Source organism: Leifsonia sp. 1010 (assembly GCF_031455295.1).
Taxonomy (GTDB): Bacteria; Actinomycetota; Actinomycetes; order Actinomycetales; family Microbacteriaceae; genus Leifsonia.
The window spans coordinates 222,339-246,283 of record NZ_JAVDSL010000004.1 but is presented as its reverse complement, the minus strand read 5'-3'; the positions used below and the strand labels follow the sequence as shown (position 1 = coordinate 246,283).

The 23,945-nt window shown below is 70.8% G+C and carries 24 protein-coding genes; 14 read left to right on the top strand and 10 right to left on the bottom strand.

From position 1 onward, the window contains the following. Nucleotides 1-7 precede the first annotated feature (7 nt). The 5 genes from J2Y42_RS16970 (at nt 8) to J2Y42_RS16950 (ending at nt 4,076) form a co-directional block, all read left to right on the top strand. On the top strand, nt 8-223 hold the full coding sequence (locus J2Y42_RS16970) for a hypothetical protein (RefSeq protein ID WP_018191865.1): 216 nt from the start codon (nt 8-10) through the stop codon (nt 221-223). After that, on the top strand, nt 220-633 hold the full coding sequence (locus J2Y42_RS16965; RefSeq protein ID WP_309860844.1) for a PIN domain-containing protein: 414 nt from the start codon (nt 220-222) through the stop codon (nt 631-633). The genes J2Y42_RS16970 and J2Y42_RS16965 overlap by 4 nt, the downstream gene beginning before the upstream one ends. Before the next feature lie 47 nt (nt 634-680). Then, the gene (locus J2Y42_RS16960) at nt 681-2,147 is read left to right on the top strand and encodes a cytosine permease (RefSeq protein WP_309860842.1); all 1,467 of its coding nucleotides are present in this window, start codon (nt 681-683) and stop codon (nt 2,145-2,147) included. Then, nucleotides 2,144-2,689 (top strand): isochorismatase family cysteine hydrolase, encoded by a 546-nt coding sequence (locus J2Y42_RS16955; RefSeq protein WP_309860839.1) that lies wholly within the window; start codon nt 2,144-2,146, stop codon nt 2,687-2,689. The genes J2Y42_RS16960 and J2Y42_RS16955 overlap by 4 nt, the downstream gene beginning before the upstream one ends. A 163-nt stretch (nt 2,690-2,852) precedes the next feature. Further along, nucleotides 2,853-4,076, top strand: coding sequence for an MFS transporter (locus J2Y42_RS16950; RefSeq protein ID WP_309860836.1), 1,224 nt, complete (start codon nt 2,853-2,855; stop codon nt 4,074-4,076). A gap of 64 nt (nt 4,077-4,140) precedes the next feature. Here J2Y42_RS16950 and nagA read toward each other — a convergent pair whose 3' ends face one another. From nagA to J2Y42_RS16920, 6 genes are all read right to left on the bottom strand, one after another. Next, complete coding sequence (gene nagA / locus J2Y42_RS16945) at nt 4,141-5,316, bottom strand: N-acetylglucosamine-6-phosphate deacetylase (protein ID WP_309860834.1); 1,176 nt, start codon at nt 5,314-5,316, stop codon at nt 4,141-4,143. Beyond that, the gene (locus tag J2Y42_RS16940; RefSeq protein WP_018191859.1) at nt 5,313-6,098 is read right to left on the bottom strand and encodes a DeoR/GlpR family DNA-binding transcription regulator; all 786 of its coding nucleotides are present in this window, start codon (nt 6,096-6,098) and stop codon (nt 5,313-5,315) included. Before J2Y42_RS16940 ends, nagA begins: the two co-directional genes overlap by 4 nt. Further along, on the bottom strand, nt 6,095-6,955 hold the full coding sequence (locus J2Y42_RS16935; protein ID WP_309860831.1) for a class II fructose-bisphosphate aldolase: 861 nt from the start codon (nt 6,953-6,955) through the stop codon (nt 6,095-6,097). The genes J2Y42_RS16940 and J2Y42_RS16935 overlap by 4 nt, the downstream gene beginning before the upstream one ends. Nucleotides 6,956-7,033: 78 nt before the next feature. Beyond that, nucleotides 7,034-7,945 (bottom strand): 1-phosphofructokinase family hexose kinase, encoded by a 912-nt coding sequence (locus J2Y42_RS16930; RefSeq protein WP_309860828.1) that lies wholly within the window; start codon nt 7,943-7,945, stop codon nt 7,034-7,036. After that, complete coding sequence (locus tag J2Y42_RS16925) at nt 7,942-8,976, bottom strand: ROK family protein (protein ID WP_309860825.1); 1,035 nt, start codon at nt 8,974-8,976, stop codon at nt 7,942-7,944. Before J2Y42_RS16925 ends, J2Y42_RS16930 begins: the two co-directional genes overlap by 4 nt. Further along, nucleotides 8,973-9,851: an SIS domain-containing protein gene (locus J2Y42_RS16920; RefSeq protein WP_309861058.1), complete on the bottom strand. Its 879-nt coding sequence runs from the start codon at nt 9,849-9,851 to the stop codon at nt 8,973-8,975. Before J2Y42_RS16920 ends, J2Y42_RS16925 begins: the two co-directional genes overlap by 4 nt. Nucleotides 9,852-10,211: 360 nt before the next feature. On the opposite strand from J2Y42_RS16920, the gene J2Y42_RS16915 reads away from it, so the two are divergent. The 4 genes from J2Y42_RS16915 to J2Y42_RS16900 all read left to right on the top strand — a co-directional run bounded on the left by J2Y42_RS16915 (nt 10,212) and on the right by J2Y42_RS16900 (nt 14,724). After that, the gene (locus J2Y42_RS16915) at nt 10,212-11,453 is read left to right on the top strand and encodes an extracellular solute-binding protein (RefSeq protein WP_309860822.1); all 1,242 of its coding nucleotides are present in this window, start codon (nt 10,212-10,214) and stop codon (nt 11,451-11,453) included. A 5-nt stretch (nt 11,454-11,458) separates the two neighbouring features. Then, a complete protein-coding gene (locus J2Y42_RS16910) occupies nt 11,459-12,415 on the top strand; it encodes a sugar ABC transporter permease (protein ID WP_309860819.1) in 957 nt (318 codons plus the stop codon). Further along, nucleotides 12,412-13,308 carry a carbohydrate ABC transporter permease gene (locus tag J2Y42_RS16905; protein WP_309860816.1) on the top strand — a complete coding sequence of 299 codons (897 nt, stop codon included), beginning with the start codon at nt 12,412-12,414 and terminating at the stop codon, nt 13,306-13,308. Before J2Y42_RS16910 ends, J2Y42_RS16905 begins: the two co-directional genes overlap by 4 nt. A gap of 153 nt (nt 13,309-13,461) precedes the next feature. Beyond that, the gene (locus tag J2Y42_RS16900) at nt 13,462-14,724 is read left to right on the top strand and encodes a hypothetical protein (RefSeq protein WP_309860814.1); all 1,263 of its coding nucleotides are present in this window, start codon (nt 13,462-13,464) and stop codon (nt 14,722-14,724) included. Here J2Y42_RS16900 and J2Y42_RS16895 read toward each other — a convergent pair. After that, entirely contained in the window at nt 14,708-16,231 is a 1,524-nt protein-coding gene (locus tag J2Y42_RS16895) for a beta-N-acetylhexosaminidase (protein WP_309860811.1), read from the bottom strand. The two genes, J2Y42_RS16900 and J2Y42_RS16895, sit on opposite strands and share 17 nt — an antisense overlap. A 264-nt stretch (nt 16,232-16,495) precedes the next feature. Between J2Y42_RS16895 and glyA the strand changes: the two genes are divergently transcribed. From glyA to J2Y42_RS16875, 4 genes are all read left to right on the top strand, one after another. After that, nucleotides 16,496-17,821: a serine hydroxymethyltransferase gene (gene glyA, locus J2Y42_RS16890; protein WP_309860808.1), complete on the top strand. Its 1,326-nt coding sequence runs from the start codon at nt 16,496-16,498 to the stop codon at nt 17,819-17,821. Nucleotides 17,822-17,927: 106 nt separating this feature from the next. Beyond that, entirely contained in the window at nt 17,928-18,809 is an 882-nt protein-coding gene (locus J2Y42_RS16885) for a bifunctional methylenetetrahydrofolate dehydrogenase/methenyltetrahydrofolate cyclohydrolase (RefSeq protein ID WP_309860806.1), read from the top strand. Next, nucleotides 18,806-19,324 (top strand): YbaK/EbsC family protein, encoded by a 519-nt coding sequence (locus J2Y42_RS16880; RefSeq protein WP_309860803.1) that lies wholly within the window; start codon nt 18,806-18,808, stop codon nt 19,322-19,324. Before J2Y42_RS16885 ends, J2Y42_RS16880 begins: the two co-directional genes overlap by 4 nt. Before the next feature lie 58 nt (nt 19,325-19,382). Continuing rightward, nucleotides 19,383-19,733, top strand: coding sequence for a hypothetical protein (locus J2Y42_RS16875; protein ID WP_309860800.1), 351 nt, complete (start codon nt 19,383-19,385; stop codon nt 19,731-19,733). A 90-nt stretch (nt 19,734-19,823) separates the two neighbouring features. Here J2Y42_RS16875 and J2Y42_RS16870 read toward each other — a convergent pair whose 3' ends face one another. From J2Y42_RS16870 to galT, 3 genes are read right to left on the bottom strand one after another with little or no spacing between them, the layout of a single operon-like run. Then, the gene (locus J2Y42_RS16870) at nt 19,824-20,630 is read right to left on the bottom strand and encodes an MBL fold metallo-hydrolase (RefSeq protein ID WP_309860797.1); all 807 of its coding nucleotides are present in this window, start codon (nt 20,628-20,630) and stop codon (nt 19,824-19,826) included. Nucleotides 20,631-20,690: 60 nt separating this feature from the next. Continuing rightward, nucleotides 20,691-21,851 (bottom strand): galactokinase, encoded by a 1,161-nt coding sequence (galK, locus tag J2Y42_RS16865; RefSeq protein WP_309860794.1) that lies wholly within the window; start codon nt 21,849-21,851, stop codon nt 20,691-20,693. Continuing rightward, a complete protein-coding gene (galT, locus tag J2Y42_RS16860) occupies nt 21,848-23,062 on the bottom strand; it encodes a galactose-1-phosphate uridylyltransferase (protein WP_309860792.1) in 1,215 nt (404 codons plus the stop codon). Before galT ends, galK begins: the two co-directional genes overlap by 4 nt. A gap of 82 nt (nt 23,063-23,144) precedes the next feature. Here galT and J2Y42_RS16855 point away from each other — a divergent pair, with 82 nt between their 5' ends. Further along, entirely contained in the window at nt 23,145-23,930 is a 786-nt protein-coding gene (locus tag J2Y42_RS16855) for a DeoR/GlpR family DNA-binding transcription regulator (protein WP_309860790.1), read from the top strand. Nucleotides 23,931-23,945: the final 15 nt, after the last annotated feature.

Sequence of the window (23,945 nt, the reverse complement as noted above, 5' to 3'; positions counted from 1 at the left end):
GCATCTGATGATGAAGCAAGTATCGGTGACCGTCGGTCTCGACGTGGACATCTACGAGACCCTCGAGCTCATGGCTCGCGGCGAGAGTCGGACGGTCGGTGAAGAGCTCGAATACATCGCGGGACGGGTCGCGGTGGGGGAACCTGTCGACCCGCGTCCGAACTACAAGAAGCTGGGCTTCGTGGAGTTCATCCGCAACCGGGTCGAAGCGATGGACGAATGATCCTGCTCGACACGAACGTCCTGTCGGAGTTCGCGAAGCCCGAGCCGGACCCGCGTGTGCTGTCCTGGTTCGCCTCCGTCGAGGACGAGCTGCGAATCTCGGTCGTCACCGTCATGGAGATGCTCACCGGAGCCAATCGCATGCAGGACGGCCGTCGGTCGGAACACAAGGCCGGGATCATCCTCGAGATCCTCGGGTACTACCACGCCCGCACGCTCCCGTTCGATCCGGTCGCCGCGGCGGAGTGCGCCACTATCAGATCGGTCCGGGAGGCGGCGGGCCGCCCGATCGCGCTCGCCGACGCCATGATCGCAGCAACGGCCCTCGCCGCCGAAGCTGACGCAGTGGCGACGCGGGACAAGGATTTCGCCGACGTGGGCGTCCCCGTCATTAATCCCTGGGCTGCCTGAGCGCGCCGCGGTTGACGCGCCGGGGCGGGGTGCACCACGATCGGTGCATGACCAGCACCGGTGAGGACGCGCCCGATACCCGTTCGGGCGCGGCGTCCGCTTTCGACGTGGAGCTGAACGGGCTCAACACCATTCACGAGAGTGAGCGGAAGGGGCGGCCGCGCGACCTGTTCTGGCCGTGGTTCGGCGCCAACGTCTCGGTGTTCGGGCTCAGCTACGGGTCGTTCCTGCTCGGCTTCGGCATCTCGTTCTGGCAGGCGACCATCGTCGGCGTCATCGGGATCGTCGCCTCGTTCCTGCTGTGCGGCGTGATCGCGCTCGCCGGAAAGCGCGGATCCGCGCCGACGATGGTGCTCAGCCGCGCCGTGTTCGGGGTGGAGGGCAACCGGGTGCCCTCGGCGCTGTCGTGGCTGCTCACGGTCGGATGGGAGACCGTGCTCGTCTCGCTCGCCGCGCTCGCCACCGCGACCGTGTTCGAACAACTCGGCTGGGAGGGCGGGGTCGTCACCAAGCTGGTGGCCCTCATCGTCGTCGTCGCGCTCGTCATCGTCGGCGGCGTGATCGGCTTCAACCTGATCATGCGCATGCAGATGGTCATCACGATCGTGACCGGCGTGCTGACCGTGGTCTACATCCTGCTGGTCCTGAACCACATCGACCTCGGCGCCGTCGCGGCGCTCCCCGCTGGAGACGCGCCGCACGTGATCGGCGGGTTCGTCTTCATGCTCACCGGCTTCGGGCTCGGCTGGGTGAACGCCGCCGCCGACTACTCCCGCTACCTGCCGCGCAGCGCCCGCAGCGGGGGAGTGGTGGGATGGACGACCTTCGGCTCGTCGCTCGCCCCGGTCATCCTGCTGATCTTCGGCATCCTGCTCGCCGGCTCCTCCTCGAAGCTGAGCGAGGCCATCGCCGCCGACCCGATCGGCGCGCTCGCGTCGCTGCTGCCCACCTGGTTCCTGGTGCCGTTCGTCATCGTCGCCGTTCTCGGGCTCGTCGGCGGTGCCGTGCTCGACATCTACTCGTCCGGGCTGGCGCTGCTCAGCGTGGGCGTCCGCGTCCCGCGGTACGTCGCCGCGGGCATCGACGGCATCATCATGACCGCCGGCGCGATCTATGTCGTGTTCTTCGCTACCGACTTCCTCGGCCCGTTCCAGGGGTTCCTCATCACGCTGGGCGTGCCGATCGCCGCCTGGTGCGGCATCTTCATCGCCGACATCCAGCTGCGCCGCCGCGACTACGCGGAGCCCGAGCTATATGACCGGCGCGGTCGCTACGGCGCCATCCGCTGGCTGCCGATCGCGCTGATCGTGGTCGGAACCGCGATCGGCTGGGGCCTCGTCACCAACGGTTCCGCCTCGTGGCTGGCCTGGCAGGGATACCTCCTCGGCCCGATCGGCGGCAAGGAGGGCGACTGGGCCTTCGCGAACCTGGGCGTGCTCGTCGCGCTGGTCATCGGCTACCTGGGCACGCTGCTGTTCTCTCGCAACGCGGTGCGCCGGCAGGAGGAGCGATGACCGGCCCGACGCTCGTCGTCGTCGACATGCAGCAGGTGTTCGGTGACCCGGCGAGCCCCTGGCTCACCCCGCGCTTCGCGGACGCGGAGGCCGTGATCGCCGGGATGGTGCCCGCCTTCGAGCGCGTCGTGTTCACCCGCTTCATCGCACCGGAGCGGCCGGAGGGCGCCTGGGTGCCGTACTACGAGCAGTGGCCGTTCGCGCTCGTCCCGGCCGACGACCCGATCTACGACCTGGTGCTCGCCTTCCGCGACACCGGGCATCCGGTGGTCACCGAGACGACGTTCGGCAAGTGGGGTACCGCGCTGCGGGAGGCGCTCGACGGGTCGCAGGATGTGGTGCTCGCCGGCGTCTCCACGGACTGCTGCGTGCTGAGCACGGCGCTGGGAGCCGCGGACGCGGGCGTGCGCATCCGGGTCGCGGCCGACGCGTGCGCCGGCCTCAGCGATGCCGACCACCAGCGGGCCCTGGACGCGATGGCGCTGTACGCGCCGCTGATCGAGATCTCGGACAGCGCTGCCATTCTCGACGGCCTCCGGTAGAATCGTCCGTGGTCGGCGGTTCCCGCACGGCCCTGGGCGCGCACATGGGCGCGTAGTCGACCCGCCATTCCTCCCGGAAGCCGCAGCCAGCCACTGGCACCGGCACCGAGGCCCGCACTCGCGGCGGAATGGCCGGGGAACGCCGTCCGTTGGACAGATCCGTATGACTGCCACTTCGACGACTCCGGCGCGCATCGCGCCGAAATTCCCGTGGACCGGGCTGATCGCCCTGGCCGCGGCCACCTTCCTCTCCGTCACCAGCGAGATGATCCCGACCGGCCTGCTGCCGGACATGAGCTCCTCGCTCGGCGTGAGCGAGGCCCAGATCGGGCTTCTCGTGACCGTGTTCGCGTTCACCGTCGTGGTCACCAGCGCCCCGTTGACGGCGCTGACCCGGCGCTGGCCGCGCCACGGCCTGCTGATCGGCATCCTCGTCGTGCTCGGCATCTCGAACGCGCTCACCGCGATCGCGCCGGACTATGCCTTCGTGGTCGGCTCGCGCGTGCTCGGCGGAGTCGCGCACGGCATGTTCTGGTCGATCGTCGGCGCGTACGCCGGCCACCTGGTGCCCAAGGAGCAGATCGGCCGTGCCGTCTCGATCACCCTCGGCGGCGGGACGCTGGCGTTCGTGCTCGGTGTGCCGCTCGGCACGTTCGCGGGGCACGTCTTCGGCTGGCGGCTGTCGTTCGGCCTGCTCGCCGCGCTCATGATGGTGGGTGCAGTCGTCATCTGGAAGTTCCTCCCGGCGGTCGAGCGGGAGGCGGACGGCAAGCGGCGGCGTGAACGTGACCGCACGGTTCCTAGGCCGCGCGACCGCACCATCCCGCTGGTCATCATGGTCTGCGTGATCGCGGCCGTCACCATGGTCGGGCACTACGCGTTCTACACGTTCGTCGTGCCGTTCCTGACGGGGCCGATGGGCGTGCCGTCGGGCAACGTCGGTGCGCTCCTGTTCATCTACGGGATCGCGGGCGCGGGCGGTCTGATACTGGCTGGTTCGGTGTTCGGTCCGCGGCCGCAGCTGGGGCTGATCCTCGCGCTCGTCGTGACCGGGATCGCCGTGGCGGCGCTCGCCCTGCTCGCCGGCCAGATCGTGCTCGCGCTTATCGCATTCATCCTCTGGGGACTCGCTTTCGGCGCGCTCCCGCCGCTGCTCCAGACGCGGATGCTGCACACCTCGTCGCCCGCGTTCCGCGACACCGCGAGCGCGCTGTACACGACGTCCTTCAACGTCGGGATCGGCGGTGGCGCGCTCGTCGGAGCGCTCATCTTCGACGCGGGCGGCCTGATGGTGCTGCCGTGGGCGTACGTGGGGCTGCTGGTGGTGTCGGTCGCGCTCGTGCTCGTGGTCGGACGCATGTCGCGAGCGGTCGTCGCGTCGCACTGACCGCTGCTGTGGGTCGCAACACGCCGTTCTGGGCCGCCCGTAACGGCGTGTTGCGACCCCTGGATCAGGCGACGGGAGCGCCCGCCGCCCACACCCGGCGGACGCGGAAGTCGGCGTCCAGCAGTACGGCGTCGGCCGCGTAGCCCGGGGCCAGACGGCCGAGGTCGTGGCCACGGCCGACGGCTGCGGCCGGCGTCTCGGTGAGCGCGCGCACCGCGTCGGCGACCGGGATGCCGACCTCGAGCACCGCGCGCCGCAGCGCGTCGTCGAGGGTGAGCGTCGAACCGGCGATCGACCCGCCGCCGGCGAGCCGGGCGACCCCGTCGCGCACCTCGACGTCGAGCGACCCGAGCACGTAGTCGCCGTCGGCGGACCCGGCGGCGGCCATCGCGTCCGTCACCAGCGCCATCCGGCCAGGGGCGGCGGCGAAGGCGACCCGGACCATCTCCGGGTGGACGTGCACGCCGTCGTTGACGATCTCGAGCGTCACCCCCGGGGTGCGGGCGGCTGCGGCGACCGGTCCCGGCGCGCGGTGGTGCAGTCCGGGCATGGCGTTGAACGCGTGCGTGAGGATGCTCGCGCCCGCGTCGAAAGCGGCCAGCGCCTGGTCGTAATCGGCGGCGGTGTGGCCGACCGCCACGGCCGCGCCGGCGGCGGAGAAGGCGCGCACGGCGTCCATGCCGCCGGGGAGTTCCGGCGCGATGGTGACCTGGCGCAGGGTGCCGGCCGCGGCATCCACGAGCAGCTCGATATCGGCAGCCGTCGCCGAGCGCAGCAGCGCCGGGTCGTGGGCGCCTTTGTGCCCGACGTCCAAGAACGGCCCCTCCAGGTGCGACCCGAGGATGCGCGGGTCGGCCGCCGTGAGCGTGGCCACTTCCCGCACCCGGCGGGCGAGCTCCGGCACCGGTGCCGTGACGAGTGACAGCACCGAGCGGGTGGTGCCGTGCCGCCGGTGCAGCTCCAGCGCCTGGGCGATCGCGGACGGCCCGTCGTCGAAGCTGGCGCCCCCGCCGCCGTGGACGTGGATGTCGACGAAGCCGGGCGTGAGCCACGCACCGCCCGCATCGGTCACGGACACGCGATCTGTGCCGGCCGCATCCACCACACCAGGCTCGTCGCGCCACGTCGCGCCGCTGCCGACCGCGGCGATCATGTCGCCGTCGAACCGCACCCAGCCGTCCTCGACGACCGTGCCGCCGTCCACCAGCCGCGCCGAGTGGATGAGATAGCCGTCGCTCACGCGACGATCACCTCGATGCCCTGCTCGACGAACGCGGCACGCTGCTCGGCGGTGATGCCCTCGTCGGTGATTAGGGTCGTCAACACCTTCGGACCGCCGAGGGTCGCGAACGCCTTGCGGCCGATCTTGGACGAGTCGGCCACCACGACGGCGCGGGTCGCCCGGCGCGCCATCAGCGAGTTGACGCTCGCCTCGCCCTCGTCGTGCACAGTCGCGCCGACCACCGGGTCGATGCCGTTGACGCCGATGAACGCGATGTCCATCGTGATCTTCTCCAGCACGACGTCGCTGTACGGCCCGACGAGCTCGTACGAGCGCGCGTGCACCACACCGCCGGTCATCACGGTCTTGATCTGCGGCCGCATCACCAGCTGAGCGGCGATGTTGATGGCGTTGGTGACGACGGTGAGACTGGGATGCGGCGAGGGCTCCATGAGGTCGGGGCGCGACCCGAGCACGGTCGCGACGGCGGTGCTGGTCGTCCCGCCGCACAGGCCGACCACGGCGCCGCGCGGCACGAGAGCGCTCGCCGCCTGCGCGATCCTCAGCTTCTCGGGCGCGTGCTGCTCGCGCTTGTACCGGATGGGCAGGTCGTAGGCGACCGACTGGCCGATCGCTCCGCCGCGGGTGCGGGTGAGCAGCTGCTGCGACGCCAGGGCGTCGAGGTCGCGGCGTGCGGTGGCCGCCGACACATCCAGCTTGGCCACGATGTCGTCGACCTCGATCTGGCCTGCCTCGGCCAGCAGGTCGAGCACGGCGTTCAGCCGTTCGGCTCTGTTCATCGCTGTGCACTCTCCGTTCCGCCTGCCACATCGAACAGGGTCATCAGGCGTGCCGCCTCCCTGGTCACCGCGGCGCGTCCCTCCCGCACGTATTTCCGCGGGTCCACCACATCGGGATGCGCGCTGAGGTACGCCCGGATCGCGTCCGTGAAGAACCGGTTGAGGTGGGTGGAGACGTTGACCTTGGTGATCCCTGCGCGGATCGCCGCCTCGATCGTCTCATCCGCCACACCGCTGGAGCCGTGCAGGACCAGAGGAACCGGCACGGCGTGTCGCAGCCGGGCGATGAGATCGAGGTCGAGCGAGGCGGTCCGCTCGGTCATTGCGTGGGAGCTGCCGACGGCGACGGCGAGGGCGTCGACGCCGGTCTCCTCGACGAAGCGGCGGGCCTCGTCGGGGTCGGTCCGGACGGCCGGAGCGTGCGCGCCGTCCTTCCCGCCGATCTCGCCCAGTTCCGCCTCCACCAGCACGTCGTTGGCGTGGGCGTGCTCGACGACGCGCACGGTGGCGGCGACGTTGCTGTCGTAGTCGAGCGTCGCTCCGTCGAACATGACCGAGCCGAAGCCCAGTTCGACCGCCTGCCGCGCGAGCTGCTCGTCCTCGGCGTGGTCGAGGTGCACGGCGACATGCGCCGTCGACGCGCGGGCGAGGGCGAGGGTCGCCGACGCGATGGGGTCGAGCGAGCCGTGGTAGGCGACGCAGTTCTGCGAGATCTGCAGGATGACCGGGAGCCCGGTCTGCTCGGCCGCGTCGACGAGGGCCTCGGCGGTCTCCAGCTGGATGATGTTGAACGCGGCGAGCCCCGTGTGGCGGCCGACAGCCGCGTGCAGCAGGTCGGCAGTGGGGACGAGGGGCATGGCGGCGGCTCCGGGCGAGGGTGGATGGGTGAGGGATCGAGCGGCGAGGGGTGAATGGGATGGGATGGATCGGCCGGTTCAGCCGGTCTCGATGCGCCCCTCGAACTCCCGGAATTCCGGGGCGAGCTCGCCGGCGAGCGGCGCGAGCACGGCGGCGGCAGACCAGGCGGTGGCGCGGCGGACGAGCACCGACGGGTCGGTGACGCCGACGGCGAGCAGGCTTGCGACCGCGGCGACCGCCGCATCCCCGGCGCCGGTGGCATTGCCGGTCAGGGGCGACCCGAGCCGCGCGTGGACGGGTGCTCCGTCGCGCGGCACGGCGAGCATCCCGTCGGCACCGAGCGACACGAGCACCAGCCCGGCGCCGGCGTCGAGAAGCACGCGCGCGCCGTCCACCGGGTCGTCGTGGCCGGTCGTCTCCGTCAGCTCGCGACGGTTGGGTTTCACCACGGAGGCGCCGGCTTCGGCCGCGCGCACGAGCGGTGTACCCACCGCGTCGATCACGCTCGGCAGACCGCGGGTGGCGGCCGCCGCGACGATGCGGGCGTAGACGTCGTCCGGGGCGTCGGGCGGGAGGCTGCCCGACCCCACGACGCAGGCGGCGGGCACGACGAGCCGGTCGACGGCGTCGTGCAGCGCCGTCCACTCGGCCGCGCTGAGCGTGCCACCCGTCTCGTTGATCACGGTCGTCTCGCCGGTGGACTCGTCGACGACCGCGACGCTGCTGCGGGTCGGCACGGCGACGGGCACCAGCTCCGAGGGCAGGTGCGACGCCTCGAGGTCGTCGGCCAGCCGCAGTCCGGGGGGACCGCCGGCGGTGGTGAGGATGAAGGCAGCGGCCCCGGTCTGGGTGAGCACCCGTGCGACGTTGAGCCCCTTGCCGCCGGCTCGGACGGCGGGGGCGGCGGCGCGGTGCGTCTCGCCCGGCTCCAGCAGGGCCACGCGGTAGGTGAGATCGAGGGCCGGGTTCGGCGTGACGGTGAGGATCACGACGCCACCTCGGCGGTGGATGGGGCGGATGCGGCGGATGCGGTCGACGCCGACGCCATCGACGTCGAGGTGGATGCGGCCAGCCGGTCGCGCGCCCGCAGGGCCGCGCCGATGAGCCCGGCGTTCTCGCCGATGCTCGCGGGCAGCAGCACCGGCCGCCGGTGGAAGGTGAGGATGGCGTTCAGCTTCTGCGCGAGCGGCTCGAACAGCGCGGGGCCGGCCTGCGCCAGTCCGCCGCCGATCACCACGGCCTCGGGCGCCAGCAGCGCGACGGTGTGCGACAGGTCGAGCGCCAGCGCATCCACCGCGGAGTCCCACACGCTCTGAGCGGCCTCGTCTCCGGCCTGCGCCAGCGCGAGCACCTCCCGCGCACCCGGGACGTCCGCCCCGGTGAGCGCGTTGTACCGGCGCGCGATGGCTGCGGCCGAGGCGACCGCCTCGAGGCAGCCGATGCCGCCGCAGGCGCAGAGCGGGCCGTCGGCGACTCGGGAGTGCCCCATCTCGCCCGCCATGCCGCCGCCTGTGTGCAAGCGGCCGTCGAGGAAGATCGCTCCGGCGATGCCGGTGCCGATCGCCATGACGACCACGTCGCGGTAGGGCGCGGCGGCGCCGAGCCGGTGCTCGGCCTCTCCGGCCCCGCGCACGTCGTGGCTGAACGCCACCGGGATGCCGAGTGCGGCCTCCGCCCGGTCGCGGAACGGGAAGTCGCGCCAGCCCAGGTTCTCGGCGAAGACGCCGATCCCGGCGTCGTCGTCCACGTGGCCGGGCACCAGCAGCCCGGCCGCGCGCGGCGCGATGTCCGGATGCTCCTGCCGGAAGCGCTCGGCGAGACCGGCGACCGCGGTCACCACGGCGTCGCCGGTCGCCTCCCCGGCATGCGGGGTCGGGATGCGCACCACCTGCAGCAGGCGGCCGGCGTCGTCGACGAGGGCGGCCTTGGTGTCCGTTCCTCCGACGTCGAAGGCCAGCACCGGTGCGCCGTCTCCCAGCGGAGCGGCGGCCGGTGGCGGGGTTCGGGTGTCAGCGGTCACGAGGGGAGGATGACCGATCGAGTGAGGTTGCGGGGGCTGTCGGGGTCGAGGCCGGCGCGGCGGGCGCGAGCGAGGGCGACCCGCTGCGCGCGCACCAGGTCGGCCATCCCGTCGATCGGGCGGTCCTCGAAGCGCGCTCCGGTGACGGCGAGGTCGCCGGAGAGCCCTGCGGGAGCCTCGCCCAGCATCCACGTGACGCGGCCGGGAGCGGCGATGGCGATCGGGCCGTGGCGGTACTCCTTGGCGGGATACGACTCCGTCCACGACTGCGACGCCTCGCGCATCTTGAGGGCGGCCTCGTGCGCGAGCCCGACCGTCCATCCCGCGCCGAGGAACGAGTACTGGTCGGCGGTGACGAGCTCGTCGTCCAGCTCCTCTTCGATCGCCGCGGCTGCCTGGTCGATCGCGGGAGCGAGGTCGTGGCCGAGGGAGGCGCGGACGAGGGCGAGCGCCGTCGTCGCGAACCGGGTCTGCACGACGGACTGCTCGTCGGCGAACGGGAGCCGGATGGCGACATCCACCAGACTCACGAGAGGCGTGTCCGGGTCGCCGACGATCCCCACGGTGCGCGCCCGGTTGCCCGACGAGCGCAGGCCGTCGAGCAGTTCCAGCACCTCGGTCGTCGTCCCGGATCGGGTGATGGCGACGACCGCGTCGTAGTCGCGGTCGACGAACGCCTCGGAGGCGGCGAACGCGTCGGTGACGCCGTGTCCGGCACTCTCGCGCAGGACCGCGTACGACTGCGCCATGAACCACGAGGTCCCGCAGCCGACGACGGCGATGCGCTCGCCGGCCGCGGGGAGCAGCGACTGCTCCTCACGCAGGCCGGCCGCGGTCGCCCAGGTCTCGGGCTGCGACCGCAGCTCGCCCTCCATGTGGGCTCCTGCGGTGGGTGCGTGCGTCACTGATCGCTCCTGTTCTGCGCCTCTCGCGGCCGAGTGCGTGGTTGTCTCGCACAATGATCACTGATGATCGAAGCCTCTGTCTAGTGATCATGTTCAATCGTTTCGAGTCGGACGCGACCGCGCACCGGCACATCCTGTAAACGCCGTGTAACGATCTTGTGCATTGTCCTTGACGCGGGGGAGCGGACGCGCCATGATTTCGATCATCCATTGAGTGCAAGTGCTTGTTTCGAGCAGAAACAAATCACTAAGCATCAACAGCTACGCATCGTCGCGCAGGTTCCATCGGCAGTGACGGTTCGCGTTTCCCTTCAAGAAGTGAGGAAGTCAATGAAGAAGTCACTGCGGTGGGGAGCGGCGGTCGCAACCGCGGCGGTCGCCACCATGACGCTCGCCTCCTGCGGCTTCAGCGGCGGGTCCGGAGGCTCGTCCGGCGGCGCGCAGACGCTCGACCTGATGGTCGCCAGCTACTCGGACAACACCAAGACCGAGTGGCAGCAGATCATCAAGGACTTCGAGGCCAAGAACAGCGACATCAAGGTCAACCTCGACGTCGAATCCTGGACCGACATCAACAACGTCATCAAGACGCGCATCCAGGCGCAGAAGCAGCCCGACATCCTGAACATCGACGCGTTCGCCGGCTTCGCGGCCGACGACCTGCTCTACCCGGCCAAGGACATCGTCTCCTCCGCCACGCTCGACGACTTCCAGGACGCCTTCAAGAAGAACGCGAGCATCGACGGAACGCAGTACGGTCTCCCGTTCATCGCCTCCGCCCGCGCGCTGTTCTACAACAAGGACGACTTCTCCAAGGCCGGCATCTCGGCCCCGCCGAAGACCTGGGCCGAATTCGAGGATGCCGCCACCAAGCTGAAGGCCGCCGGCATCACGCCGTACGGCATGCCGCTCGGCAGCGAGGAGGCACAGGCGGAGACCGCCATCTGGTTCTACGGAGCGGGCGGCGGATACGGCGACGCCAAGAAGCTGACCATCGACAGCTCGGAGAACGTCGAAGGCGCCACCGAGATGCAGAAGATCATCACGCAGGGCTACACGCAGGCGAACCCCGGTTCGACCAACCGCACCCCGCTGCTGAACGTCTTCATCCAGGGCCAGCTCGGCATGCAGGTCGGCCTGCCGCCGACAGTCGGGCAGATCAAGGACAAGAACCCGTCGCTCCAGTACGGCATCGCGCCGATCCCCACCAAGGACGGCTCGCCGTTCACCCTGGGCGTCGCTGACCACCTGATGGCGTTCAAGAACAAGACGGACAAGACGGCGTCGATCAAGAAGTTCCTCGACTACTTCTACTCGAAGGACGTCTACACGAAGTGGGTCACGGCCGAAGGCTTCCTGCCGACGACCAAGTCCGGCGCCGACGCGATGGGCTCCGACGAGACCATCAAGCCGTTCCTCGACCTCCTGCCGAACGCCAAGTTCTACCCGTCCACGAACCCGAACTGGTCGGCCGCGCAGGGCGCGATCCAGAGCCAGATCGGTCAGCTCGGTCAGGGCGCGAAGCCCGAAGACCTGCTGAAGTCCATCCAGGCGAAGGCCGACGGCCAGTAACCCGGATGACCAGCACCGCTGAAGCGACCCGCGCGGGGGCGGCCACCGGCCGTCCCCGCCGCGGGGCGTCCCCCAAGCCCACAGGCGGGGCGTCCGACCTGTGGCACGCCGTGCCGTGGACGCTGCCCGCCCTCATCCTGATCTTCGGCGTCGTGCTGTTCCCCGCCGGCTACATGATCTACAACTCCACCCGGAAGATCTCGATCGCCGGTGTGGACCACGGATCGGTCGGCCTGAAGAACTACGTCACGGTCCTGTCGCGGCCGGAGCTCCCCGCCATCCTGCTCAACTCCCTGGTCTGGGTGGTCTCGGTCGTCGTGATCACCGTCGTGATCTCGCTCGCCCTCGCCCAGTTCCTCGACAAGAACTTCCCCGGCCGGCGCTGGGTGCGGATGGCGATCATCGTCCCGTGGGCGGCCAGCGTCGTCATGACCACGACCGTGTTCGTCTACGGCCTCGACCCCTTCTACGGGATCATCAACAAGTTCCTGGTCGACATCCACTTGCTCGCCGAGCCGTTCGGCTTCACCAAGGAGCCGATCCCCGCGTTCATCTCGTCGATCGGCATCGCGGTGTTCGTCTCGCTGCCGTTCACGACCTACACGATCCTCGCCGGGCTCGCCGGCATCCCCGGCGACATGCTCGAGGCGGCGAAGATGGACGGCGCAGGAGCGTTCCGCTCGTACTTCAGCGTGACCCTCCCGAACCTGCGGAGCGCGATCGCCCTGGCCGCGCTGATCAACATCATCAACGTGTTCAACTCGCTGCCCATCCTGAAGCTGATGACCGGATCCATCCCCGGCTATAAAGCGGACACGACGACCACCTACGTGTTCAAGCTGCTCCAGAACGAGCAGCGCATCGACCTGTCCAGCGCCCTCAGCGTGATCAACTTCCTGATCGTGCTCGTCGTCGTCGGCATCTACCTCTGGGTCGTCAAGCCGATGAAGGAGGTCTCGTGACCGCGCCAGCCCCCGTCGCGCTCGCCGGAGCGCCGACGCCGCGCCGCCGCCGCTCCCGGTCCGCCGGATCCTCCTGGCGCGTCGCCGGGAAGACCATCGCCGGCATCGTGATCGCCCTGGTCTTCATCGCGCCGTACCTGATCATGCTGATCGGCTCATTCAAGAGTCGGAACAACATCCTCGCGGTCCCGCCGACCTACCTGCCCGAGCAGTGGCATCCCGAGAACTACCTCACGATGTGGTCGACGCCGGAGACACCGCTGCCTTACAACCTCATCTCCACCATCGTGATCTCCGTGTTCGCGACGGTGCTGGTGCTGCTGGTGTGCGTGCCCGCCGCCTACTACACGGCGCGGTTCCGGTTCCCGGGTCGCGGGATCTTCCTGTTCCTCGTCATCGTGACCCAGATGCTCCAGCCGACCGTGCTCGCGACGGGTCTCTTCAAGGAGATGGTCGCGCTCGGGATCAACGACACGTGGCTCGCGATGATCCTCGTCAACGCGGCCTTCAACCTCGCGTTCGCGATCTGGATCATGCACAGCTTCTTCGCGGGCGTGCCGAAGGAGGTCGACGAGGCCGCGCAGCTCGACGGAGCGGGGAAGTGGACCGTGCTGTTCCGCGTCCAGCTTCCGCTCGTCTGGCCGGGCATCGTCACGGCGATCATCTACACCTTCGTCGCGTCGTGGAACGAGTTCGCGGCGAGCCTCGTGATCCTGTCGACGGATGCCAACCAGCCGCTCTCCGTGGCGCTCACCAAGTTCGTCGGCCAGTACGACGCGGCCTGGCAGTACGTGTTCGCGGTGTCGGTCGTCGCCGTCATCCCCGTGGTCATCCTGTTCATGCTCATCGAGAAGCGACTCGTCGGCGGTCTCACCGCGGGCAGCGTGAAGTAGGGCACACCCGGACCCGGCGGGAGGCGCCGCGCGTGTGGCGCGATGCGGTCGCCTCCCGCCGTATGAGGACTCTCTCAGGCCACGTCAACCGGCTGCCGGAGGACCGTTTCCGGCGGGTACCATCCCAGAGGGCAGATCCCGGAGAGGGATCGGATGGCGACGGACGGGACGATGACAGCGGGCACCACGAGCACCAGGCGACCGGAGCTGCCCGGCCGCCCGATGGCGGTACCGCGGCGGCTGCGCTTCGCCGGCCGTGAGGTGCCCTGGTGGGCGGCCGTTCTCGTGCTGTACGCCGTCTCGCGGCTGCTCACCACCCTGCTGATGCTCGCGCTGTTCGTCACCGCCAACGTCGCGCACTGGGACTACGCGAGCCCGCGGATGAACCCGACGTTCTTCACGTTCTCGGGCTCGTGGGACGGCGCGTACTACAGCCAGATCGTGGAGCAGGGGTACCCCACCAGCCTTCCGCGCGACAGCGACGGCTCCGTGCAGCAGAACCCGTGGGCGTTCCTGCCCCTCTTCCCGATGGTCGTGCGCGTCGTGATGGTCCTCACCGGGCTGAGCTTCTATCCCGCCGGGTTCGCGGTCGCGATGGTCTTCGGGGCCGCCGCCAGCGTGGTGCTGTTCCGGCTGGTCGCGGCGCGGGCGGGAGTCTCCAGCGCGTTCTGGGCGACGGCCTTCTTCTGCTTCGGCCCGCTCTCCTTCGTGTTGCAGATCGCCTACGCCGAGAGCATGTTCTTCTTCCTCATGTTCGCGGCTCTGCTGACCATGATCCAGCGGCGGTACTGGCTGATGCTGCCCTTCGGCGTCGCCGCCGCGTTCACCCGGCCCGGGGCGCTGGCCCTGCCGCTCGCGCTCGCCATCGTCCTCGTCGTCCGGACCATGCGGGCCCGGCGCGGCACGGACGCTTTCCTGCCGCGCGAGCGCCTCTCGATGGTGGTGACCGGGGGACTGATGGCGCTGGCCGGCCTCGCCTGGCCGATCATCGCGGCCGCCGTGACGGGCACCGGCGACGCCTACGTCAGCACCGAGCTCTCCTGGTGGACGGGCTTCATCGGCAAGGTGGCGTTCATCCCGCTGACGCCGTGGTTCCTGCTCAGCTGGAAGTACCTCAGCATCCTGGGCGCGCTGATCGTGCTCGCGATCGTCGCCGGATTCACCTGGGTGGTGACCCGGCCGTCCGTCCGCGCGCTCGGGACGGAGACCGTCGCGTACGCGGCCAGCTACGGGCTGTACCTGTTCGCGGTGTTCCTGCCGCAGCAGAGCACCTTCCGGCTGCTGCTGCCGCTCGCACCCCTGGCGGGCGCGCGCGGGCTCACGCGTCACCGGAAGGCGCGGAAGGCGACCCTGATCGCGTGCATCGCTCTGCAGCCGGTGGCAATCGTGCTGCTGTGGTTCATCGGGTACCCGTGACCTGTCGCCACGGCACCTCGGGCACGCGGCGGTAGCGGGTGCCCGCCGCATCCCAGTGCTCGGCGAGCCCGGCGACGCGCTCGGTGAAGTCGTCGAGGTCGCGCGCCGCTTCGACGGGCTCGGTGTCGGCGGGCGCCCGAGACCACCCCACCTCGGCCACCGCCGCGAGCCGGGGGAGGACCATCTCCTCGACCTCCTCGATGGAGGTCACGGTCTCCGTCCACAACGCGGCCTCCACGCCCAGGATGTGCGCATCCCCGACGCCCGGGATGACGCGAGCCGGGTCCCACGCGAACGCGTCGCGCAGAGTGGTCGGCTTGCCGGTCCAGTCCTGGCCGATCGGGTCGCCCTCCGCATAGACGATGTCGAGGTAGGCGGCGTCCGAGGGCGAGAGGATGAGGGAGCCGCCGCCGCGGACGAAGGTGACCGCGTACTCGGCCGAGCGCTCGCGCGGTGTGGTGAAGTCCCAGTACTGCCCGACCGTCCCGGCCGGCAGGTCGCCCGCCTTGCCCATCTCGTGCCAGCCGACCGGCGTCTTGCCGTTCTCGGCGACGACCCGCGCGGCCTCCTCAACGAACGCGACGAAGTCGGCCGGCGATGTGCTCAGGCACTCGTCGCCGCCGAGGTGCAGCAGAGGTCCCGGCGTGAGCGCGGCCACCTCGCGGACGACGTCGCGCACGAAGCGGCGCGTCACCGCATCCCCGGTCTGCAGCGTGCTGAAGCCGACGTCCGAGCCGGTGTAGAGCGGGCGCGCGACCCCGTCGGGATTCAGCTCGGGATACGACGCGAGCGCCGCGTTCGTGTGGCCCGGCATGTCCAGCTCCGGGACCACGGTGACGTGCCGTTCGGCCGCGTAGGCGACGAGGTCGCGGAACTCGTCCTGCGTGTAGAACCCGCCGCGACTGCCGTCGCTGCCGGTCGAGCCGCCGACGCGGGTCAGCTCCGGCCACGAATCGATGTGGATGCGCCAGCCCTGGTCGTCGGTCAGGTGCAGATGCAGGTGGTTGACCTTGAGCAGGACGATCGCGTCGATGAACCGCTTCACCTCGGCCGGCGTGAAGAAGTGGCGCGCCACATCCAGCATCGCCCCGCGGTACGCGTACCGGGGATGGTCATGGACGCGGACGGGCTCGATCGTCAGCGGGTCGCCGGCGCAGTCGGCCGGGACCAGCTGGCGCACCGTCTGCACACCCCAGAACGCGCCGGCTGGGGTGGCCGCGCCGAGCCGCACGCCCTCCGCGGCGACCTCCAGCGTGTAGCCCTCCGCGCTGTCCGAGCCGTCCTCGTGCGGACCCTCGCCCGGTGCGATCACCACGGCGATGTCGCCGAACGCGGGAGGCTCGTCCACGATCGCCAGGTCGCGGGAGCAGTCGGCGGCCAGGGCGTCGCGGAGGAGCCGTGCGACGGCGTCCGCTCCGGGCCCGGCGACGCTGATGCGGGCGGTCGGCGCGAGCACGAAGGGCGAACCCTCCGACGGCTCGGCGGAGACAGGGCGGGGCACGACCACGGTGAGCTCCCTTGCGGGTCGGGGCAGAGCGGATGAGACCGACTCCGCCCGCCCCGCATGCGTCGGCCATCAGCGAGTATCGCAGGGCCTTCGGCGATGGGCAAGGGTTCCGCCCGGTCCCCGCTTTGCTATGCTTGGCCCGTCGCGACTGGCGCTCAGATGGTCACCATCGGGGAGCGACACGGAACCTCGAGAACACGGATGGATGCGGCCGCGCGCCTGGGTCGCTACGCAATAGTCCATCCCTGTACGAAGGAGCCGGCCATGACCGATACCCTCCCCTCGACGTTCACCGCTCCGCTGGCGGAAGTCGACCCCGAGATCGCGGAGGTGCTGCAGCTCGAGCTCGGCCGCCAGCGCGACTACCTCGAGATGATCGCCTCCGAGAACTTCGTGCCGCGCGCGGTGCTCGAAGCGGTCGGCTCCGTCCTCACCAACAAGTACGCGGAGGGCTACCCGGGCCGCCGCTACTACGGCGGCTGCGAGTACGTCGACATCGCCGAGCAGCTCGCGATCGACCGGGCGAAGGCCCTCTTCGGCGCCGAGTACGCCAACGTCCAGCCGCACTCCGGTGCCTCCGCGAACGCCGCCGTGCTCTCCGCCATCGCGACGCCCGGCGACACCATCCTGGGCCTGGAGCTCGCCCACGGCGGCCACCTCACCCACGGGATGAAGCTCAACTTCTCCGGCAAGCTCTACAACGCCGTGTCGTACGGCGTCGACCCCGAGACCTTCCTCGTCGACATGAACGTCGTGCGCGACAAGGCGCTCGAGCACAAGCCGCAGGTCATCATCGCCGGCTGGTCGGCCTACCCCCGCCAGCTCGACTTCTCGGCGTTCCGCGAGATCGCCGACGAGGTCGGAGCGAAGCTGTGGGTGGACATGGCGCACTTCGCCGGTCTCGTGGCCGCTGGGCTGCATCCCTCGCCCGTGCCCTACGCGGACGTGGTCAGTTCGACCGTCCACAAGACCATCGGCGGCCCGCGCTCCGGCTTCATCGTGAGCCGCGACACCGAGCTCGCCAAGAAGCTCAACTCGAACGTCTTCCCCGGCCAGCAGGGCGGGCCGCTCATGCACGTGATCGCCGCGAAGGCGACCGCGTTCAAGCTCGCGGCGACGGAGGAGTTCAAGGACCGCCAGGAGCGGACCATCCGCGGTGCGAAGCTGCTCGCCGAGCGCCTGACCGCCGACGACTCCCGCGCCGCCGGTGTGGACGTGCTCACGGGCGGGACCGACGTGCACCTCGTGCTCGCCGACCTGCGCACGTCGGAGCTCGACGGCCAGCAGGCGGAGGACGTGCTGCACGAGGTCGGCATCACCGTGAACCGCAACGCCGTGCCGTTCGACCCGCGCCCGCCGATGGTGACCTCCGGTCTCCGCATCGGCACGCCGGCGCTCGCGACCCGTGGCTTCGGCGACACCGAGTTCACCGAGGTGGCCGACATCATCGCGCTGGCCCTGCGTCCGGGTGCGGACACCCGCGCGCTGCGTGCCCGCGTCGACGCGCTGACCGCGGCGTTCCCGCTCTACCCGGGCCTGACGCCGTCCGGCGGCGAGGCCGTCCAGGTCGAGCTGCCCTCCTCCATCTGACCCACCCCCAACCCAAGCCATCAGCTCCTGAGTTTTTCCGCCGATTCGCGTCGATTCGTGCGAAAAACTCAGGAGCTGGCGGCTTCGTTCTGTGGAAGGAGCGAACGTGACCGCACAGATTCTCGACGGGAAGGCGACCGCCGCTGCGATCAAGGCGGAGCTGAAGGAGCGCGTCAGCGCGCTGCGTGAGAAGGGCATCGTCCCGGGGCTCGGCACCATCCTCGTCGGCGACGACCCGGGCTCGCAGTGGTACGTCGCCGGAAAGCACCGCGACTGCGCCGAGGTCGGCATCGCCTCCATCCGCCGCGACCTGCCCGCCGACATCTCGCAGACCGAGCTCGAGGCCGTGGTCGAGGAGCTCAACAACGACCCCGACTGCACCGGCTTCATCGTGCAGCTGCCGCTGCCGGGTCACCTCGACACCGACGCCATCCTCGAACTCGTCGATCCGGCGAAGGATGCGGACGGCCTCCACCCGACGAATCTCGGCCGCCTGGTGCTCAATGTGAACCGGCCGATCACCTCGCCTCTGCCGTGCACGCCGCGCGGTGTGATCGAGCTGATGCTGCGGCACGGCATCGACATCCGCGGCAAGGATGTCGTGGTCGTCGGCCGCGGCGTCACCGTGGGGCGGTCGATCGGCGCACTGCTGACCCGCCGCGAGTACAACGCGACCGTCACCCTCACCCACACCGGCACCCACGACCTCGACGCGCACCTCCGCCGTGCCGACATCATCGTGGCCGCCGCCGGCGTCGCCGGGCTGGTCACCGCCGCGAACGTCAAGCCCGGTGCGATCGTCCTCGACGTCGGCGTGAGCCGCGTGGAGGACCCGGTGACCGGCAAGAGCGTCGTCGCGGGCGACGTGGCGCCGGATGTGGCCGAGGTCGCCTCCTGGGTCTCCCCGAACCCCGGTGGGGTCGGCCCGATGACGCGCGCGCTGCTGCTGCAGAACGTCGTCGAGTCGGCGGAGCGGGAGCTGCAGTGAGCGACGCGCCGCGCGAGCGGACGCATCCCGCGGTCGAGCGCGTCGAGGCGGCGCTGCTCGCGGCGGGGGTCGAGCCTCGGGTCCGCTGGTTCGAATCGGCCACGCCGACAGCCGCGTCCGCCGCCGCGGAACTGGGTGTCGAGGTCGGTGCGATCGCGAACTCGCTCGTCTTCACCATCGACGGCGAACCGCTCCTCGTGATGACCTCCGGCGCCCACCGCGTCGACACCGCGTTCCTCGGCGAGAGGCTCGGCGGCCGCATCCGCCGCGCCGACGCGGAGACCGTCAAAGCGGCGACCGGTCAGACGATCGGCGGCGTCGCACCCGTCGGTCACCCGCAGCCTCTGCGGACCGTGGTGGATGTGGCGCTCGCCGGCTACCCGGAGATCTGGGCGGCCGCGGGCCACGCCCACACCGTCTTCCCCACCACGTTCGACGAGCTGGTGCGCCTCACCGGCGGTGAGCCCGGGCCGGTCGAGCCGGCCGACGTGGAGCCGACTCCGTCCGCAGACTGACCCGCGTCCGTCCGACGGCGGACGCCTGGGCGGGCGTCGCGGGGATAGCGTCTGCCGCATGCCTCATCCCCGGCGTCACCGACGGATCACGCGCCTCCTCGTCGGGGGTGGAGTGCTTGCTCTCCTGCTCGCCGTCTATCTCGCCGTGATGGCGGTCGGTGGTGCCTGGAAGAACCCGTGCTCCCGGTATGGACCTGCTCCCGAGGGCGCCCTGATCTCGGAACGGAGCGACGTCGTCACCGAGCATCGCTCGTTCTGGCCGATCGGCAGCGTCTGCGACTGGCAACGGGCCGACGGCCGCGGCACGATCCGCAGCGACAACGGCAGCATCCCCTTCTCCGCGCTCACCTATGCTCTCGCCGCCACCGGCGTCGCCCTCCTCGTCGCCGCCGCCCGCCGCCCCTCGTGACCCCTACCGTCGAGTCCGCACACTTTGCACACGACGCGCCACCGGAGCGTGCAAAGATTGCGGACTCGACGGTGGGCGGCGCGGAGCGGGTCAGCGGTCGACGACGACGATGAAGCGCTTGGCGACGACGCGCTCGCCGGGGGTGCCGCGGAGCTCGCCGAGAGCCGCGAGCACCCGGTCGAGGATGCGCGGGCGCAGCGGCAGCGGTGCCTCGTCCGGCTGGTCCACCGTCCCCGCCGGATAGTCCACGCCGGGCTCCGTGGACATCTCGATGTGCGCACCGCGCAGTTCGCGCACGGGCGCGGGCGGGTCGTCGCGGAAGCGGATCAGCCGCTCGATCGTCGCCCGGTACTGCCCGAGGTCGCGCACGTACAGCCGCGCGGGGAGGACGGTGTCGCCGGTGAAGAGGATGCCCGTCTGCCGGTCGAAGAACACGACGGCCGACGGCTCGTGGCCGGGTCCGCCGATGACGTCGATCACGCGGCGGCCCAGGTCGTACGTGACCGTCGCGTCCGGCCAGGTCGGGAACCCGAAGAAGCCGATCACCTCGGCCGGGCTGGTGCCGACGACCGTCGTGCCCGGCCGATCCCGTAGCAGCGCGTCGCCGGCGATGTGGTCGCCGTGCGCGTGCGAGTGCGCGACGACCAGGGGATACGGGCGCACGAACACCGCCGGGTTGCGCCGCAGCCAGTCGGCGATCAGGCCTTCGACCGTCGCCCGCAGCGGGAACACCGCCTCATCGGACGTCGCGCCGGTGTCGATCAGGAGCGCCCGCTCCCGCCCGAACAGCAGGTAGAGGAAGGGCGCCTCCCAGTGCGACGTCTTGGGCTGCCGCACCTGGACGGTGTCCGCGTCGAGCCACACGACGACCGGATCGTTCACTCCCTGTCCACTCACGCGTCACAGTGTGACACCACCGGGTGACCGGGAGGTGAACCGGCCGAACAGGCCGCCCGCTCAGCTCTCGCGCCGCGCACCCTCCGACGCCTGCACGGTGAACAGGTCCGGCTGGCCGAACCCGTGCTCGGCGAACGCGCCGTCCAGCGCGACGAGCACGCGGCTGAGCGCGTCCGTCGGCACGAGGGCGATGGCCGAGCCGCCGAATCCGCCGCCGGTCATCCGCGCGCCGATCGCGCCGTTCGCCTGCGCGGTCTCCACGGCGAGGTCGAGCTCGGGCACCGAGATCTCGAAGTCGTCGCGCATCGACACGTGGGAGGCGTCGAGCAGTTCGCCGATCGCGGTCGGCCCCTGCTCGCGGAGCGTACGAACGGTGTCGAGCACACGCTGGTCCTCCGTGACCACGTGACGGACACGGCGGAAGGTCACGTCGTCCATCAGCTCGCGCGCGCGGTCGAGGTCGGCGACCGAGACATCCCGCAGCGCTTCGACGCCCAGGATGCGCGCGCCCTCTTCGCATGACGCCCGACGCTCGGCGTACCCGCCGGTGGCGTGGGAGTGCGTCACGCCCGTGTCGATGATGAGGATCTCGAGCCCGGCGGCCTCGAGCCCGAGGGGCACGACTTCGGAGTCGAGCGACCGGCAGTCGAGGAAGACGGCCGCGTCACGCTCGCCGAGGAGGGACGCGGACTGGTCCATGATGCCGGTCGGCGCACCGACCGCGACGTTCTCGGCGCGCTGGCCGACCCGGGCGAGGGTGCGGCGGTCGAACCCGAGACGCCACAGGTCGTTGAGTGCCACGGCCACGGCGCCCTCGATCGCCGCGGACGACGACAGGCCGGCGCCGACGGGCACGTTGGAGTCGAGCAGGATGTCGACGCCCGGCACAGCGGCCAGGTCGGCACCGAACTGGCCGAGGGCCCAGGCGACGCCCAAGGGGTACGCCGACCAGCCGGAGAGCACCTCGGGCGCCAGCTCGTCGAGCGAGATCTCGACCACCTCGTCCGCGAAGGTGCTCCCGACGCGGATGACGCGGTCGTCGCGCGCGCCGACCGCGGCGACGGTGCGCCGGTTGATCGCGAACGGCAGGACGAATCCCAGGTTGTAGTCGGTGTGCTCGCCGATCAGGTTGACCCGGCCCGGCGCCGACCAGACGCCGTCGGGTTCGCGGCCGAACACCTCGGCGAAGTCGTCGCGGACGCCCGTGCGCAGGTCGGTCATCGGTCAGCCTCTCGGTCGGAAGTGGATGCGGTGCCCGCCGGGGCGACGACGGGCTCGGTGACGAGCCCGCTCACGGTGACCGGCAGTTCGCCGACCGGGTTGTCGCGGTCGGCGCGGGCGACGGCCTCGCGGAGCGCGGCGGCCGCCTGCTCGGGCGGGATGTCGCCCACCCAGGCGCCCATGGCCGACTCCGAGCCGGCCAGGAACTTCAGCTTATCCGCGCCGCGGCGGGGCGAGGTCAGCTGCAGCATGAGGCGGATCTCGTCCCGGCGAACGCCGACGGGAGCCTGGTGCCACGCGGCGATGTACGGCGTGGGGGAGTCATAGAGCGCATCCACCCCGCGCAGCACCCGAAGGTAGAGCGTGGCCAGCTCGTCGCGCTCGGCGGCGTTCGTCTCGGAGATGTCGGCGACGTGGCGGTGAGGGAGCACGTGGATCTCGATCGGCCAGCGCGCGGCGAACGGCACGTATGCCGTCCAGTGCTCTCCGGCGAGGACGACGCGCTCGCTGGCGCGCTCCCGCTCCAGGATGTCGGCGAACAGCGTCGGTCCGTACGCGTCGAGCGAGCGGATGAGCGCGGAGGTGCGCGGCGTGATGTACGGGTAGGCGTAGATCTGCCCGTGCGGGTGGTGCAGCGTGACGCCGATGGCCTCGCCGCGGTTCTCGAACGGGAACACCTGACGGACGCCGGGCAGCGCGGAGAGCTCGGTGGTGCGGTCCGCCCAGGCCTCGATGACCGTGCGTGCGCGCGACGGGCTGAGGCTTCCGAAGGATCCGGTGGTGGCCGGGCTGAAGCAGACGACCTCGCAGCGGCCGACCGACGTGCGGGTGCGGCCGAGGCCCACCGCGGCCAGGTCGTCGATCCCTTCGGGAGCGTTGTCGTCGACGAGCAGCGGGCCGAAGGAGGGCGACTTGTTCTCGAATACGGCGACGTCGTAGAGGTCGGGGATCTCCGACGGGTTCGTCGGTGTCGCGGGGGCGAGCGGGTCCAGCTCGGCGGGCGGGAGCATCACCCGGTTCTGGCGCGCTGCCGCGATGGAGACCCACTCACCCGTGAGCGGGTCCTGCCGCATCGTCGCGGTGGCCGGCCGGGGCGCGGGCTCCCGGAGGTCGGGCTTGCGCTCCGGGCCGAGCGTCGTGTCGGCGTCGTCGTAGTAGATGAGGTCGCGGCCGTCGGAGAGACGGGTGGGACGCTTCGTGATCGAGGCCATGCCATCCTTTCGAATACGAAAGCGAGGATACCGCTTCCGCTTTCGTATTGACAAGGAATCGCAAGCGCCTCAGCATGGGCATATGAGCGAAGCCCTTCCCGCGGCTCTCCGGCGCGAACGCATGCTCGAACTGATCGGGCGCGCCGGCTTCGCCCGGGTGTCGGACCTGAGCGAGGCGTTCCAGGTCTCCGACGTCACCGTCCGCAGCGACCTGGATGCGCTCGACCGCGAGCAGAGCATCCGCCGCGTCCACGGCGGGGCCGTGCTGCGAACAGCCGGGATGCGGGAGCCGAGCTTCGAGGAGTCCCTGGAGTCGTCGGCCGACGAGAAGCGCCGGATCGCCCAGGCAGCCGCGGCGATGGTCGCCTCCGGCAGCAGCGTGCTGCTCGACGTCGGCACGACCACCGCCGCGATCGCACGCGCCCTCGTCGAGCGGGACGACCTGGAGGACGTGACGGTCATCACGAACGGCCTGACCATCGCGCTCGAGCTCGAGCGCGCCATCCCGCGGTTCGAGGTCGTCGTCACCGGCGGCACTCTGCGGCCGCTGCAGCACTCGCTCGTCGAGCCGCTCGCCGCCGTTCTCCTGGGCCGTGTGCACGCCGACATCGCCTTCATCGGCTGCACCGGCGTGCATCCCACCGGCGGCATCACCAACGTGAACCTGCCCGAGGCCGACCTCAAGCGCGTCATGGTCGGCTCGGCCGAGCGCGCGATCGTGGTGGCCGACGGCAGCAAGCTCGGCCGCACGCATCTCGGCCGGATCGCCGCGGTGGATGAGGTGGCGGAGCTGGTCACGGGCGAGTCGGCTGCACCGGAGGCGGTGGCGGCCCTGCGGGATGCGGGACTGCCGGTGATCGTCGCCTGAGGCCTAATCTGTTGC

Coding starts and splice junctions, on each gene's coding strand:
- J2Y42_RS16970 (WP_018191865.1), top strand. CDS start 8: ATGATGAAGCAAGTATCGGTGACCGTCGGTCTCGACGTGGACATCTAC.
- J2Y42_RS16965 (WP_309860844.1), top strand. CDS start 220: ATGATCCTGCTCGACACGAACGTCCTGTCGGAGTTCGCGAAGCCCGAG.
- J2Y42_RS16960 (WP_309860842.1), top strand. CDS start 681: ATGACCAGCACCGGTGAGGACGCGCCCGATACCCGTTCGGGCGCGGCG.
- J2Y42_RS16955 (WP_309860839.1), top strand. CDS start 2,144: ATGACCGGCCCGACGCTCGTCGTCGTCGACATGCAGCAGGTGTTCGGT.
- J2Y42_RS16950 (WP_309860836.1), top strand. CDS start 2,853: ATGACTGCCACTTCGACGACTCCGGCGCGCATCGCGCCGAAATTCCCG.
- J2Y42_RS16940 (WP_018191859.1), bottom strand. CDS start 6,098: ATGAACAGAGCCGAACGGCTGAACGCCGTGCTCGACCTGCTGGCCGAG.
- J2Y42_RS16935 (WP_309860831.1), bottom strand. CDS start 6,955: ATGCCCCTCGTCCCCACTGCCGACCTGCTGCACGCGGCTGTCGGCCGC.
- J2Y42_RS16920 (WP_309861058.1), bottom strand. CDS start 9,851: ATGGAGGGCGAGCTGCGGTCGCAGCCCGAGACCTGGGCGACCGCGGCC.
- J2Y42_RS16915 (WP_309860822.1), top strand. CDS start 10,212: ATGAAGAAGTCACTGCGGTGGGGAGCGGCGGTCGCAACCGCGGCGGTC.
- J2Y42_RS16910 (WP_309860819.1), top strand. CDS start 11,459: ATGACCAGCACCGCTGAAGCGACCCGCGCGGGGGCGGCCACCGGCCGT.
- J2Y42_RS16900 (WP_309860814.1), top strand. CDS start 13,462: ATGGCGACGGACGGGACGATGACAGCGGGCACCACGAGCACCAGGCGA.
- glyA (WP_309860808.1), top strand. CDS start 16,496: ATGACCGATACCCTCCCCTCGACGTTCACCGCTCCGCTGGCGGAAGTC.
- J2Y42_RS16875 (WP_309860800.1), top strand. CDS start 19,383: ATGCCTCATCCCCGGCGTCACCGACGGATCACGCGCCTCCTCGTCGGG.
- galK (WP_309860794.1), bottom strand. CDS start 21,851: ATGACCGACCTGCGCACGGGCGTCCGCGACGACTTCGCCGAGGTGTTC.
- galT (WP_309860792.1), bottom strand. CDS start 23,062: ATGGCCTCGATCACGAAGCGTCCCACCCGTCTCTCCGACGGCCGCGAC.
- J2Y42_RS16855 (WP_309860790.1), top strand. CDS start 23,145: ATGAGCGAAGCCCTTCCCGCGGCTCTCCGGCGCGAACGCATGCTCGAA.